This window comes from Clostridia bacterium (assembly GCA_035628995.1).
Taxonomy (GTDB): Bacteria; Bacillota; Clostridia; order Lutisporales; family Lutisporaceae; genus BRH-c25.
Genome location: DASPIR010000023.1, coordinates 205,853 through 220,572, shown reverse-complemented (window position 1 = coordinate 220,572; position 14,720 = coordinate 205,853). Strand labels below are relative to the sequence as shown.

Here is a 14,720-nt window from a genome sequence, read left to right as displayed (position 1 = left end):
TCCTATATTATAAATGATATAGGAGCCTTTGTTTTTATTTGAACTTGCGTTTTCGGCTTTTCAAATATAAAAAGTATATCATCAGAAAGACTTATCATGAGTTCCTTGCTTGAGCGGTCACTATGCTTGTCGTCTGGTAGATATATGGTATATGGAAATGTATTTGATTCACCTAATGCCAATTGATAAGATTTCAGGAAGTTTTGCGGAATTTCCTCTAAGGAATTTATTAAACGTGGCCAAATATGAACGCTGCTTGCCATAGGAATTCCCCCATTTCAAAATTAAGTAAGCTTCAAAATAAGGCTTCTACCCAAGCAACAGGTAGAAGCCTTATTTTTTCTTCTTCATATATTGTTAATTTAATTATATCAGACTGCCAAGAACTGTCAATAATAAAAGCAATCTATGTACTCCAACGCTTTAGCAAAGATTCAATAACGATACAACGATGATAGATATACCTTGACAGTCGTGGTAGTGTGATGTATATTATTTCTATGGAGGTGATACAATGGTCGACAATAAAATCTCCTCAGATTTACTCAGAGGACATACAGATACGATTATTTTAAGGTTATTGCTGGACGGTGATAAATATGGGTATCAAATAACAAAATTGATATATTCAAACTCCAGTGGTGAGTATGAACTTAAGGAATCTACTATGTTTTCGAGCCTAAAGAGGTTAGAGAGCGAGGGTGGTGTTACCTCATATTGGGGTGATGAAAGCCAGGGCGGAAGAAGGAAGTACTATAGGATTACTGAAAGAGGAAAAAGTATATATTCCGAAAACAAAATGAATTGGGATAACGCTAAGCGTATTCTTGATCAATTATTATAAAAGGAAGGTGTTAATAAAAATGAATGAGAAATTAGTGAGATATTTAGATGGAGTATTTTCACCCTACGAAGGTACACATTCGATAAATGAATTGAAAGAAGAATTATTGAATGATTTACAGGAGAAGTTGAGCGATTATAAGAATCAGGGTTATGATGACGAAACAGCTTTTGAGATGACCATCGACGGCATCGGAGATATTGAGCAAACGGTGCAGGAGGTCGCCAACCTTTCCCGCTCGTTAGAACGACAGGTGCTGACAAACTTTAGCGCGACAACCTGCCAAAGAGCGATTTCGCGGGTGTTACCGCGCATAAAGGAAAATTTAAGTCCGTCATTGACCTTACGGGTGCGAGCTTCAACAAAACCATTCTTGTACGCACCGAATTCAGCAAGTCAGAGCTGACCCGGGCAAAATTCACCGATGTAAAACTGACCGACGTAATGCTGACCATGACCGACCTGAGAAAAACAGTTTTTGAGAATTGCATTTTCAACGGCGTGGACTTTGAGTATTCCGATTTGCGGGGGCTATGCCTTGACGGGCAGACCTTTATTGGCGTCAAGTTTGGCAAGGCGGCGCTAAATGAAGTTACGTTTAAGGGCGCGACACTTAAAAATGTGTCCTTTACACCGCCGTTTTCCCTGACCAAGAAATACTACAATGCCATCAAGAGCATTAGGTTTGACGGCGCGATGATGGATAAGCTGAGCTACAACGCCCTCAAGGGCATTGGGGCCGATTTATCAAAGGTTACTATTATATAAGGAGGAGAAGAATATGCCAAACAATTCAATTCAAGACAACGATTGTCAAAATCCTTACCACGTTTTAGGAGACCTGCATTATGGCTCTGTATGGAAAAGGACAGGGTCATTTATTATTCATTATTGCAATTAATTTTTGATTATGTAGCAATAACAACTAAAAGTAGATTATAAATCAACTCATAGATGATATAATTCAACGATTACTCTATTCAATCTGTACCTATTTGATGCAATAATATGTACAGAGTTAAGTATAGTTAACATTTATTTCAACTTCATAATGAAAGGCAGGTATCAAAAATGGCTAATACATTAGGTTCAAGGATTGGAGAATTCAGAAAGAAAAAGGGTATTACTCAGGACCAACTTGCAGAGTACAGCGGCATCTCGTCTCAAGCAGTAAGTAAGTGGGAGAATGACTTGTCATGCCCAGATATTACTTTACTTCCTCAACTCGCAGATTATTTTAATGTCACAGTAGATGAACTTCTAAGGGGTGAAAAATCTCAAGTTGTTCAAGTCGTTTCAGAAGGAGAACGCAAAGATTTTAACAAGATGCTTTTAAAGGTATTTGTTCACAGTGAACAGGGCGATATTGTAAAAGTGAATTTACCACTTGGATTGGTAAAAGTTGCTTTGGAAATCGGAATGCAATTACCACAGATTTCATGCAATGATGCTTTGAAAAACATTGATTTTCAAGCGATATTACTAATGGCGGAAAGCGGAGTGATAGGTAAGATAGTGGAGGTTAAGAGTGCTAATGGCGATAACGTTGAAATTGTAATTGAGTGATTCGGAGGACTATTATGAAGATTAGAATTGAGGCAAATGGACATCGCTTTATCATTCCCTTACCCATTAAAGGGGCGTTAAATGGTGTTACCATCCGAATAATAGCAAGTTGTATTAAAAAGTATTCTAATGTTCCCTTAAAAGAAGAACATTTAAAAGTCTTGAGAAAAGAGCTGATAGATGCGAAAAGGTCATTCAGAAAACTTGTTCTTATTGATGTATCAAGCAGTGATGGTTTTAAGCTTAAAATTACACTTTAAATGTGTTCGGCGGCGCGATTCAAACCGGCACGGATAACTATGTGAATTACCTGTTGCCCGGCATCCTGCTGATTGCAATTGCAAGCGGCATCGCCTATACGGCTTACCGTCTGTTTATGGATATGCAAAGCGGCATCTTCGAACGGTTCCACTCCATGCCGATTGCGCGTTCGGCCGCGCTGTGGGGGCATGTGCTGACCTCACTGGTATCCAATGCAATTTCGGTTGTCGTAATCATTCTCGTAGCGCTCATAATGGGCTTCCGCTCGTCGGCAGGAGTATTGTCATGGCTTGCCGTGGCCGGTATACTCGCGCTGTTTACGCTGGCCTTGACATGGATCGCGGCGATTGCCGGACTGTCCGCAAAATCGGTGGACGGTGCAGGTGCCTTTTCCTACCCACTTATCTTCCTTCCGTTTATCAGCTCGGCGTTTGTGCCAACCGAATCGATGCCATCGGTTGTTCGCGCCTTTGCCGAAAACCAGCCAGTGACCTCAATAGTGGAAGCCGCCCGTGCGTTATTGTCTAGTCAACCGGTTGGTAATGATATATGGGTTGCTCTTGCATGGTGCGTCGGAATTATGCTTGTAGCATATATCTTCGCGATGAGGGCGTATAAAAAGCGGGTGTAAAAATTTCAACATTTTTTATTGTATCTCCGAGCACAGATGCAAATCTTTAATTTGTTGTTATGAGAAACCCGCAAAGTGTTTGTATCGCTAGGTTGACAAAACCGTCAAAATAAATGACGCGTTTAAATCGCTTTAGAGCGATTTTTTTTGTTGAGGTAATATAAAGTTACTATGGGGATTTGTGCATATGAAGAGGATATAGGAAGTAGGGATAAAAAATACTGATTTGTATGCGATAAATCAAAAGATTAATTCAAGAGAGGTAAATTTGAGAGAGTCAATAAACAAGTATCCAATTATAGACGATAAATGATTAAGAGAAAGAATTTTGTGAGAAGAGTGCGTGAAAATAATAATTTTAGTAACAAACATAGAAATTTTGCCATGTTAGAAGGATTTTACCTCTTCTGTATCGAATATGTAACTGCGCGAAATGTTTATTTCGCGCAATATTGATAAATTTTAACTCAAATGGAGGTCTGTAATATGATTAAACTGCCATCTGTTGCTGTTGAATTCCTTGAGTACATGGAAACCATTCGTGGCAAGTCCAAAAATACAATTACTGCTTATGGTTATGACCTTGCACTTTTCTTTAAATTCATAAAAATCAAACGTGGTTATGTCGCTGTTGATATGAATATCGATGAGATCCCGATTGATGATATTGATTTGTACATAATTAATAATATAAGCCTTGCAGACTTTTACTCCTTCCTCTCCTTCGCGGCCAACCAGAGAGACAATAAGAATTATGCGAGGGCAAGAAAGGTAGCTTGTTTAAGATCCTTCTTTAAGTATTTGCACATGACGAAAATGATTAAGGAGAACCCTTGTGTTGATCTAGAATCACCCAAAATAAATTCCAGGCATCCTGCCTACCTTACCCTGGATGAAAGCAAGCTGCTTTTGTCTTCCATTGACGGTGAGAACAAAGAAAGGGATTATGCAATTATAACTCTATTCTTAAACTGCGGACTTCGTCTATCCGAGCTTATAGGCATAGATATTAACAAAATAAGCGGGGATATTCTCACTGTAATCGGCAAGGGCAATAAAGAACGGACTGTATATCTCAACAATGCATGTATTTTGGCGATAAACAGATATCTCAAGGTTCGCCCTGCCGATGAGGTAAAAGATAAGAATGCATTATTCCTAAGTGAAAGAAAACGCAGGATTAGTAAAAGATCGGTACAATATCTTGTAAAAAAATATATAGGTATTTCCAATCTTGATATTGAGAAATACTCCCCTCATAAACTGAGACACACTGCAGCAACTCTAATGTACAAATATGGAAAAGTTGACATTAGATCGCTTCAGCAGATTCTTGGTCATGAAAACATATCAACTACCCAGATATATACCCACCTTGATGATGAAACACTAAGAAATGCAGTAAAATCCAATCCTCTCTCCAATGAGGAAGAGTAAAATTCAGGATAATTAACATAATTAATATTATGTTAATTATCGCTGGTTTTTATATTTCTATTTGCCGGTCTGGTTTCTTTTGATGAATCTTCATCACTATAATCTACTATGTAATCCTCTTTATACTTCCAGTCCTCCAAATCATCCAATTCCCTTACCATACTATCATCTTCTATTATCTCATCTATTTCAATACTATTGAAATCCGCATCTTTATCTATGCAAACGCAGCAATTATCGCATATTTTATTCGGGTTAAGATCACATATATCACATTCCCCGCAATCATCACATTCCCTGTCATTAAGTACACATTCCTTCTTAAAAACCATTTTATACCTCCGATTATAATTTATATCAATTCTACTTGGGTTGTAAATATATCACTCATTATATTATAATAAAATTATTCCTATATTTACAATGCCTAAACAGCAGAAAGTAAATATTGTTAAGAAAAAAGTCATATATACCGATATAATATAATGTAAACGCAATAATTATCTTAGAAGGTGGTGTTATATTGTTTAGTGTAGCTACAAATCTATTTATATTCGCAGCATATTTCGTAATTCTCATTATTGAGCTCATTTTCATGAAGATATTCGATTTTGATTATAGTACCCCTTGGCTTGTTACTACCCTTTTATACATAATGGTTATTGCCTATCAGGTATTGGCAAGAACTAATGAGTACCTTGAAAAGGGCAAGGTCAGAGAAATACTATATAGAATATTAGATACAGTAAATGGAATACCTCTATTAAATAAGGAAGATAAGATAATCATCCAATGGGATGTAATCTTTAAGAAGCTTATAGATAAGAAGGAATACTTCCTGTATGACAATATAATAAAGACAAAGACAAAAACTATAGACCGATTTGTGAATCAATACCCCTCCCTCCTTTTTGACAGCTCCATGGATATGATTGAAAGAAATAATAGAATAGATACAAACTCTTTTATATCAGGAAGAGGCGACAAATCTAAAGAGGAAATTAAGGATATTGAGATAACTGATGAAATCAAGAATAAACTTTTTATTAAGTATTTAAGTTCTGATAAAGTCACCTTAGCAAATTTTGACTCATCTATTTACATTGATATGTTGATGAGTGATGAATATGAACCGCAAGATTATGAAAAGTTCGGTGTTAAACCAGACAGCCGATATGATGGCTTCTCAATATTAGCATTTCATAAAGATCAAAAGTATGTTGTTGTTCCGAGGACAATGGTGTTTAATAAAAGAATTGATAAGGAAAAATGGCTGTACCGCAATATAGCTAAAATAATGCAGTGTGCTGAAAGTATAGCATCAGGTACGCAAAGTTACGGAATAGTTATTGATGAACTTAGTCTACAAGATGTATTATATGATTATGTTGAAATCGAGAAAGGAAGAATACCGGAATTTCACTTTGAGTGCATAGAGGACAATCTTTTGATATTCAGCGGCATAGAATATGGCAAAGAGCTTGCAAGGGCATCTTGTTCCTTAGTGACAAGCCACAATGGTTTTGAGATAAAGTTAATAAGATATGAGCTTATTATCGATGGTGTGAGTGAACTTGTAGAGGATGAAAAAACTGTTGTTATAGGCAATGCTTATCAACCGCTTGTTACTATAATGGAGAAGATGCCGATTATTACTAATAATATTAGAATGGCGATATCAAAGAAGGATATTGAAGATCTTGTTATAAAATAAAGTCAACCAGCTGCCGGAGGGTGCGTATAATTATATTATTATATGCACCTTTTATTTATAGCTTGGAAAATACAGAAGCTCTCCAGGCATTATGTTTGCGCTGTGCAAGTCATTTATATCCATCACTCTTGAAATATAATTCCTTATATCCATTTTTCCTGCATAATTTTCAGACAGGTTCCATAATGTATCTCCGGCTTCAACATATTCAGGTACTAATGTAACCTCATTATTGCCTTTTGCGCTTACAACCAATGTAAATAGCGACGATACTGCAATAATCATAATCAGACTTACCGAAACCAAAAACCTTGTTTTGCTCTTAATTCTATATCTCTTCATATTATTACCTCCAATACGAACATGTGTTCCATACCTCTATATTATACGAACATATGTACTGTGTCAAGATTTATTTTAAATTTTTCCATTACGTGAATAATGTAGTAATTTCAATCCCTTAAGCTATATTTCTTGTCTTAAACGGGTAAAAACATGCAAAATTACGAACATATGTTTGAAATTATATAATCAATATGTTATAATTACCATGAGCTGTAGTGGCTTTGTAAATATTGCTTAGGCAATCCATATAATAGAAAATGGAGTGTTAATATGAATATTGATGATTTAAGCAAAAAGCAGTTGGAAGTCTTGCGTTTTATTAAAAAAGAAATAAATAAAAAGGGATATCCCCCTTCTGTTAGAGAAATCTGCGATGCAGTAGAGTTGAAATCCACTTCTACTGTGCATGGACATTTGGAAAGGCTTGAGAGAAAAGGTTACATACGAAGAGATCCAACTAAGCCTCGTGCTATAGAAGTTCTTGATGGCAGCGGCTTAATTACATCCAAAAAAGAAATGGTTGATTTGCCGATTGTAGGCAAGGTGACTGCTGGTCTTCCAATACTTGCACAAGAGAATATTGAGGACTCCTTCCCCGTTCCTGTTGATTTCATTGGGAATAGTGACGCTTTTATGCTTGTAGTAAAGGGTGACAGCATGATAAATGCCGGTATATTCGATGGTGACTATGTTATAGTCAGGCAGCAGTCAGTAGCAAGTAATGGTGATATAGTTGTTGCACTGCTTAACGATGAAGCTACTGTAAAGACCTTCTATAAAGAAAAGGATTATTTCAGACTTCAGCCGGAGAATCCATATCTTATGCCTATAATAGTCAAGGATCTTTCAATACTGGGCAAGGTTATAGGAGTATTCAGGAGTATAAGATAGTGTTCTAAACCTATACAAACCAAAAGAGGCTTTTTAAGCCTCTTTATTGTTTTATTCTAGCTCCTTCTTCCAAGCTCTCATCAGGCGACAGAAGGACTTCCTCTCCCTCGTTCAAGCCTTTGAGCACCTCAACCTGCTCGTTGCTCTCAAGTCCCTTTTCAATGGCTCTGAGTTTTGCCAAGCCTTTTTCATTAATAAACACATGATCTTTTCCTTGGTAATTAAAGATTGCCTTCTCCGCTATCAGCAGTGTGTCTTTCTTACTTTGAGTAATGATTTTTACAGTCATGTCATAACCCGGTCTCAGCTCTTCAACTGCGCCATTCAAAGCAATCTCTACCTTGACTCTTTTTTGCTCAATGCCAAGCTCTGACATCTTATTAAAGGCTTTTGGATATATTTTTCTAATAGTCCCCTTCATTTCCTCTATTCCTAAATCTTCATTTTCTATTATTACAGGTGAACCCAGCTTAACCCTTGCTATGTCTTCAATCAAAATTTCACTTTCCAGGAACAATCCTTCTGAACCGCCAATTTCGTATAATTTCGAACCCATCTGAACTATATTGCCTTCCTCTACTTCGCAAGCCATAACCAAACCGTCTATAGGTGATCTGACAACCATATCCTCAGATTTTTTCTCCAGCTGCTCTATTTTCGCTTGTATTTCAGAAAGCTGGGCTTCATATTGCTTTCTAACATTCTCCGATGCACCTTTTTGAGCTGCTGCAAGGTTGCTTTTAGCTGTCTCCAAGTTTGCTTCTGCTGCTGCCAGCTTTGTAATAAAACTCTTCAGGGTGTCCAGACTTATAGCTCCTGCCTCAAATAATACCTTATTGTTTTCAGCTGCACTTTTTGATTCCTCGTATGTAGCTTCTGCAGCACGTACCTGTGCACTTAGTCTTCTTATCTCCTCGTCCTCCGCCGAGCTTTTGATTTCGTCATACTTAGCTGAAATTGACAGCTTCTGAGCATTCAGTGCTTTTATCTGAAGCAGCAAATCATTATCTATCTCCACAAGTGTTTCTCCTGCTTTTACTGCTTCACCCACATTTTTCGCCACTTTGGTTACTCTTCCTGCTGCTGTAGAATATACTTCAGTTTCAGTCTCAAGCATAAGATCCCCTGTTTCTTCAACATATTCAACAATGTCGCCCTTGGAGACCTTCGCCAATTCAACTGACACTGCCTGACCCCCTGATTTGATTTTATAAACAACTATACTTGCCAATACTAGGATTACAACTATCCAGATAATTTTTTTCTTCATTTTCAATCCCCCTTAAGATATGCGGCTCTTTAATGCTTCTATAAAGTTTAGATTATATATCTTCCTCAGCGTAGCCAGCTGTGCGATTATCGTAAATATGACCGAGGCCGCGGCTGCCTGCGCAAAAATTGTTGGCGTTAATATGACAGGAAGCGTTATCATTTCTGAACTAAAGGATTCGGCCATGCCAGTAATCATCCCCGAGCCCAAAGGAATTCCGACCAATATTGCAACTCCAGCCATTATAGCGTTTTCCTTGCCAATCATCCCGTAGATATCCTTTTTGTCGAAACCCATAATACGCAGAGCTGCAAATTCATTAGTACGCTCAGATATCCCTATGATGGTTGCATTATATACCAGTGCAAATCCCAGGATTCCGCCGAACAGCATGTAAGCGCTTATTGCAGCAATCATGGTATCAAGGTACTCCTCGAAGGATTCCTGAATATCACCACTGGAGCGGACTGCAGAGATATTTTTAACATCCTTTAGCTTCTCTTTCAGATTGTCATCGGTTGCAAGGTTGACCCCCGTTACCATATCCTTTTCCAAAAGCAGCTCTTCCATTACATCGATATTCATATAGGCATTTGACCCGAGATACTGTTTGACTATGTTGGCAACGACGAGCACTACATCGTCTTTACCAGGCAGAAAGCTTCGTATTACTATTGTTTCGCCTTTTTTTACATTGAGTGTTTTTGCCAGTGCCTCAGTAATAAAAATCCCATTATCCGGCAAGCTTACAACATTGTTATCTCTATCCACGAACTTATAAAAAGCTGTTTGCTGCGGCGCGCCAATGATCCCGACTGCTTTCTTTCTCCAACCATTCGTAAGCTCAAAGGGATACTCCAGCTTCGGTTCAATTAACCTTGCCTCAATTATATGGCTTATATCCTTTATCGCTCTTTCATTTAACGGCTTTGAAAACTCTACTGTATAATCCATTTTCTGATACTCTTCGTATTGAACCTTAAACATAGTTACCATGGCATTTGACATGTACAATGGAACGGTATTTATTGCATAGGCCAATGCCAAACCCAATACCAGGAATGCAAACCTTCTCTTATTTCTCATGATATTTCTGATGACCATTTTCCAGCTGAAGGGAAGCCTCCTCCAGAAGAAGGTTACCCTTTCAATCAGGATTCGCTTGCCTGCTTTCGGTGCTTCCGGCCGCATAGAGTCAGCGGGCATTATTTTGAGTATCCCTCTGGCACCAAATAGTCCTGAGACTATGCAAAATATACTGGTAAGAAAGATACCGCTTATAATATAGCTGTACTGAATTTGCAATCCAGCAAGAGGCATATTGAAAAATGATACGAATACCTGACTTAAAGGATTTGATAAAAACAATCCACCTGCAATTCCTGTAACCGAACCCACCAGGCCAATCGCCAAGGCATATTTGGTGTAGTGGGAAAGAATTCTATTATTGCTGTATCCCAAAGCTTTCAATACTCCTATTGCCATTCTGTCATTATTGACAATCCTTGAAAGCATAATAGATATTATGATTGCTGCAACCACCAGAAATAATACCGGCAGCAAAGCAGACATCTGTTTAATTCCGTCTATTTTTTGCATAAGAATATTGTTGCTTGGCTGATCTTCCAGCTTGGTTATTCTCTTTACTCCATACTTATCCAGCTTTTTTTCCACTTGGTCGGCTATATCATCGATATTATCCTGGTCCTGCAAGGTTATCAGCACTTCGTTATAGTATCCTCTATATCCAAATACCGATTGAGCAAAGGTTTCACTGACGTAAGCAACCCCGAACTTTTTAGGATCAGTCAGAAGGGCCTGCTCGTTCTCCATGAGATATATGAATTCCGAGCTGGAAGCAATGCCTGAAACCTTTAGATTATGCTTTCGCCCGTTGATATATGGTGTTATAATATCTTCTGTTTTCGTTCCCCTTGCCTTCGCAAATTGTTCCAGTAATATCACATTGTCATCACCCAATTCCGGCAGCTCACCCTTTGGAGCATACAGCTTGTTTATCTTTCCACCGCCTTCAGGAACTGACATTATTCTGATTCTTACCTTTTCATCCTTATCAGCTACCTGAAGCGGCACATCAACGCTGACACGCCCTTGCACATCACTAATTCCCTGTATTGATTTTAAATCGGAAAGAGCAGTCTGGGGGATTCTTATAAGCTCAACCTCCAAATCGCTTATATTGGTAGTACCGTAATAATGCTCCACAGCATTTCCGATATTTATGGTTGTCATATTGAACATTATATATATTAATAAGGCAACAGCTACAATCACAGTGACTGAAATAAACTGTCCCTTTGAATGCTTTACCATTCGCAGCAGTCTGACATCCAGCTTTTTCATCACCATTCAATCCTTTCAGGAGGAATAGGATTCTCATTTTCTTTTATTTCTACTATCCGTCCGCTTCGCATTTTTATCACACGGTCGGCCATATCTCCAATTGCCATATTATGCGTTATTATTATAACGGTCTTCTTAAACTGACGGTTGATTTTATGCAGTAATGATAAAATCAGCAAGCCAGTCTTATAGTCAAGGGCTCCTGTCGGTTCATCACAAAGCAGCAGAAGCGGATTCTTTGCTACCGCTCTGGCAATTGCGACACGCTGCTGTTCGCCGCCGCTCATTTGTGAAGGAAAGTGATCTTTTCTATCCTCAAGTCCTACTTCTTCCATAACCTTATCGATATCCAACGCCTCTTTGCACATCTCAGTGGCAAGCTCCACGTTTTCTTTTGCAGTAAGATTGGCCATCAGGTTATAGAACTGAAAAACAAAGCCTACCTTATCTCTCCTGTATGCGGTCAGCTTTCTGTCATTGTATTTGTTTATTTCTTCGTCTTTGACAAGCACCCTTCCCTCAGAAGGCAAATCCATACCTCCGAGAATGTTTAGGAGAGTACTTTTCCCGGATCCGCTGGGTCCAAGTATAACAATGAATTCTCCGTCATATACATTAAAGCTTGCTTCCTGAAGGGCATCAACACTTATCTCACCCATCTTATAATTCTTGCTGATGTTTTCAACTTTCATCAGTATGCTTTTCTGCATCATCTACCCCCTCCTCTCTAGCCACGCACTGCTGATTCTCCATTCCGCCCAATAAACCGTATTTTATAAAATCCATAAAGTTTTCATAGAACTTCATCATTTTACTTTTATCTCTCAAAAAATCCAGATTTTTAATCGCACTTGGCAAGTTCATGAGGAGCTCCGATACAAAAACCAAATCCAACTCTCGGATTTCTTTTTTACTCATACCATCCTCTAAAATATACTGCCATATGGGCAAAGCTTTCTCTAACTTCATTGCAGTAACCTTTTCTAGGATACTCTTTTTTTCAATTATATCCCTCAATAATATATTGGGGTATTCCTTTGCTAGACCTATGGAATAATTATAAATCTGCTCTATTTTTTCAATTGTATGATATTTCTCTTTAATGATTTCCTTTATCTTATCCATGTGATAATCTATACTGTTTTTCATAATTTCAATAAACAAGTCCTCTTTTGAGTGAAAATGTTTGTATATCGTCATCTTGCTTATTCCAGCTTCAGCCGCTATCTGATCTACAGAGACAGCATTATAGCCATAATTCCAGAATAACTCTTCTGATTTTTCCAAAAGTCTCTTTAGCTTCTTTTCGCTTTGTCTCGCCATTTATAACATCACTCCTTAATCGTCGGACAACTATACTTTTATACGCATATAGTACATTATTATAATTATATTCCTTATGGAAACTTTTGCAACAAGAAAGCCACCCGAAATCGGGTGGCTTTAGACCATTATACTTCAATATCAATCAAATTTTTCATATAATCGCTGTATATCTCTTTTAGTTCGCTCATTTTAAAGGTCATTTCCTGCTGAAGCTGTGATAACATCTCGTAATCCTTTTCTTTTGCCGCTTCTCTAATCTTGGTAAACAAGGATTTGGAGTTGTAGGTATCCTTCATAAGATAGTGACGCAGCTGGTCAACCTGAGCCCAATAAGTTATATCAAGGTCGTGAGCATTCTGAACATTGTGAACAGCTTTACACTTTCTTACTGTATCCATATTCTCAGGCAGCTGCCTGTTAAGTATTTCTGCTACCCATCTATTGGTTACAGCTGTACTGAAGCTTTTTACAAGCTTATCATCCAATACGTCGCCATTCATCAGTACCTCCAGCTTCTCAGGGTATTTTTCAAGATTGGAGATGTTTTCATACACTGTTGCAGGATGCACTCCGAATATGCGGTTTCTTTCCTCAGGGGAATAATGCTCGAATACATTCTCTTCGCTTCTGTATGCTCTGCCTTTTTCAAGATAGAAGCCTTCTGCCTCCGGATCCTTTGATATTTCTGCTTCCAGCTCAGCTATTGTCTTTCCTGATTCGCAAACAGCTTGTATTCCATCCAGCATTGCCTGGTAAAATGCAGCCAGTGCAAGATAAGTATTTGTAAGTGGGTTAGGCGACCTGACCTCAAATCTTGTGGCAAGTGGATTGCCCATATCCCTGACCAAACCTGCAAGAATGGTTCTGTTTCTTGAGGGTGTTTCAACATTATGTCCTAGGGAGCTGACTATGCATATTGGAGCTTCAAAGCCCGGCTTTAGCCTGTTCAGTGAATCTATTGTAAAGGATATGAAAGGATTTATTACTTCATAATTCTTCAATAGACCCATTAGAGCTCCATAACCCAGTGAGCTTAAAAAGTCTTTCTTCATATCGGCTGGAGTGAAAATATTCAGCATTTTACCATTCTTCAGCTTTGCAGCTACTCCCACATGTGTATGTTCTCCATTGCCTGCAACCCCTTCAATAGGTTTTGCGTGAAATGTCACCTCAAGTCCGTTTTTCCTGAATACTTCCTTTACAATGTATCTGACCCATTTTTCATTATCTGCAGCCTGCAAAGCGTTGTCATATTTCCAGTCTATCTCCAGCTGCTCCATAATATGTGTAAGGTTGCCTGTTTCGTCAAGCTTGGCTTTAATGCCGCCAACTTCCTTATGTCCCATTTCGGGGTTCAGATTATATTTTCCCATTAATAGCAGTGATTGCTCCAGAGAAGTCCTTACTACGCCCTTGGTTCTCTTCCAATATGATTCCTGCAGCTCCTGTGATGCTGACAATGCTTCTACATCCGCCTTGTCATTAGGTGTCTTTACCCAGAACTCCAGCTCTGTAGCTGAGGTGAGCACAATCTCATGTATATCGCTGCAGCTGATACCGTACTCACCGCAAATCCCGGGGTATTTTTTCAAAAGTTCCATCACAGAAGTCTTGAAGCGTTCAACTCCACGAACTAAAATAGACCTGGAGTCCACATACTTCCCATTATGCATCAGAAAGGATGGTATTCTTAATGTACCTACTGGATTGCTTGTTTCATAGTCAATGTTTTCATAGTTATAATCAATAAACCATAAACAATTACTGTCCGCAACAATATCAAGCTTGCCATTGTTCAAGCTAGCTATGCCAGGGAGCACAACACTGGAGCCGTCTGTCTGGACTGCACCGTTAAGGAATTCCTCAATATCATCAAAAAATACCTTTATGGGAATTCTTTCATCTGTACTGTTGCCGGTAAGGTCCGCAGCAGCTAAAGAGACAAAGCGTATTTCGGGATGATTTTTTAAGAGGCTTACAAGCTCTTCTTTTTGATAATCCCTGGGATCGATAACATATATCAAGTCATTCTTAATAAGGTCAGAAAGATTTGTCATTCCATTCACCTCTT

The 14,720-nt window shown here is 38.4% G+C and carries 14 protein-coding genes and 2 pseudogenes; 8 read left to right on the top strand and 8 right to left on the bottom strand.

Annotation, left to right across the window (positions count from 1 at the left end; all coding sequences use genetic code 11):
* Window positions 1-2: 2 nt before the first annotated feature.
* On the bottom strand, window positions 3-263 hold the full coding sequence (locus tag VEB00_07850; GenBank protein ID HYF82923.1) for a hypothetical protein: 261 nt from the start codon (window positions 261-263) through the stop codon (window positions 3-5).
* Between the two features lie 251 nt (window positions 264-514).
* Between VEB00_07850 and VEB00_07845 the strand changes: the two genes are divergently transcribed.
* The 6 genes and pseudogenes from VEB00_07845 to VEB00_07820 all read left to right on the top strand — a co-directional run bounded on the left by VEB00_07845 (window position 515) and on the right by VEB00_07820 (window position 4,739).
* Entirely contained in the window at window positions 515-844 is a 330-nt protein-coding gene (locus VEB00_07845) for a PadR family transcriptional regulator (protein HYF82922.1), read from the top strand.
* A gap of 19 nt (window positions 845-863) precedes the next feature.
* A pseudogene (locus VEB00_07840) lies at window positions 864-1,612 on the top strand (pentapeptide repeat-containing protein).
* A 303-nt stretch (window positions 1,613-1,915) separates the two neighbouring features.
* Complete coding sequence (locus VEB00_07835) at window positions 1,916-2,410, top strand: helix-turn-helix transcriptional regulator (GenBank protein ID HYF82921.1); 495 nt, start codon at window positions 1,916-1,918, stop codon at window positions 2,408-2,410.
* A gap of 14 nt (window positions 2,411-2,424) precedes the next feature.
* The gene (locus VEB00_07830; protein HYF82920.1) at window positions 2,425-2,670 is read left to right on the top strand and encodes a hypothetical protein; all 246 of its coding nucleotides are present in this window, start codon (window positions 2,425-2,427) and stop codon (window positions 2,668-2,670) included.
* Window positions 2,671-2,672: 2 nt separating this feature from the next.
* Window positions 2,673-3,302, top strand: a pseudogene (locus tag VEB00_07825) (ABC transporter permease).
* Window positions 3,303-3,788: 486 nt separating this feature from the next.
* The gene (locus tag VEB00_07820) at window positions 3,789-4,739 is read left to right on the top strand and encodes a tyrosine recombinase XerC (protein ID HYF82919.1); all 951 of its coding nucleotides are present in this window, start codon (window positions 3,789-3,791) and stop codon (window positions 4,737-4,739) included.
* A gap of 32 nt (window positions 4,740-4,771) precedes the next feature.
* On the opposite strand, the gene VEB00_07815 is transcribed toward VEB00_07820, so the two are convergent.
* Window positions 4,772-5,071 carry a hypothetical protein gene (locus tag VEB00_07815; GenBank protein ID HYF82918.1) on the bottom strand — a complete coding sequence of 100 codons (300 nt, stop codon included), beginning with the start codon at window positions 5,069-5,071 and terminating at the stop codon, window positions 4,772-4,774.
* A 191-nt stretch (window positions 5,072-5,262) separates the two neighbouring features.
* Here VEB00_07815 and VEB00_07810 point away from each other — a divergent pair, with 191 nt between their 5' ends.
* Window positions 5,263-6,453, top strand: coding sequence for a hypothetical protein (locus tag VEB00_07810; protein HYF82917.1), 1,191 nt, complete (start codon window positions 5,263-5,265; stop codon window positions 6,451-6,453).
* A gap of 51 nt (window positions 6,454-6,504) precedes the next feature.
* Here VEB00_07810 and VEB00_07805 read toward each other — a convergent pair whose 3' ends face one another.
* A complete protein-coding gene (locus VEB00_07805) occupies window positions 6,505-6,795 on the bottom strand; it encodes a LysM peptidoglycan-binding domain-containing protein (GenBank protein HYF82916.1) in 291 nt (96 codons plus the stop codon).
* 273 nt (window positions 6,796-7,068) lie between these two features.
* Between VEB00_07805 and lexA the strand changes: the two genes are divergently transcribed.
* Window positions 7,069-7,689: a transcriptional repressor LexA gene (lexA, locus tag VEB00_07800; protein HYF82915.1), complete on the top strand. Its 621-nt coding sequence runs from the start codon at window positions 7,069-7,071 to the stop codon at window positions 7,687-7,689.
* 43 nt (window positions 7,690-7,732) lie between these two features.
* Here lexA and VEB00_07795 read toward each other — a convergent pair whose 3' ends face one another.
* From VEB00_07795 to VEB00_07775, 5 genes are all read right to left on the bottom strand, one after another.
* A complete protein-coding gene (locus VEB00_07795) occupies window positions 7,733-8,959 on the bottom strand; it encodes an efflux RND transporter periplasmic adaptor subunit (protein HYF82914.1) in 1,227 nt (408 codons plus the stop codon).
* A gap of 12 nt (window positions 8,960-8,971) precedes the next feature.
* The gene (locus tag VEB00_07790; GenBank protein ID HYF82913.1) at window positions 8,972-11,323 is read right to left on the bottom strand and encodes an FtsX-like permease family protein; all 2,352 of its coding nucleotides are present in this window, start codon (window positions 11,321-11,323) and stop codon (window positions 8,972-8,974) included.
* A complete protein-coding gene (locus VEB00_07785; protein ID HYF82912.1) occupies window positions 11,323-12,033 on the bottom strand; it encodes an ABC transporter ATP-binding protein in 711 nt (236 codons plus the stop codon). The genes VEB00_07790 and VEB00_07785 overlap by 1 nt, the downstream gene beginning before the upstream one ends.
* On the bottom strand, window positions 12,005-12,646 hold the full coding sequence (locus VEB00_07780) for a TetR/AcrR family transcriptional regulator (protein ID HYF82911.1): 642 nt from the start codon (window positions 12,644-12,646) through the stop codon (window positions 12,005-12,007). Before VEB00_07780 ends, VEB00_07785 begins: the two co-directional genes overlap by 29 nt.
* A gap of 128 nt (window positions 12,647-12,774) precedes the next feature.
* The gene (locus VEB00_07775; GenBank protein HYF82910.1) at window positions 12,775-14,685 is read right to left on the bottom strand and encodes a glutamine synthetase; all 1,911 of its coding nucleotides are present in this window, start codon (window positions 14,683-14,685) and stop codon (window positions 12,775-12,777) included.
* Window positions 14,686-14,720 lie beyond the last annotated feature (35 nt).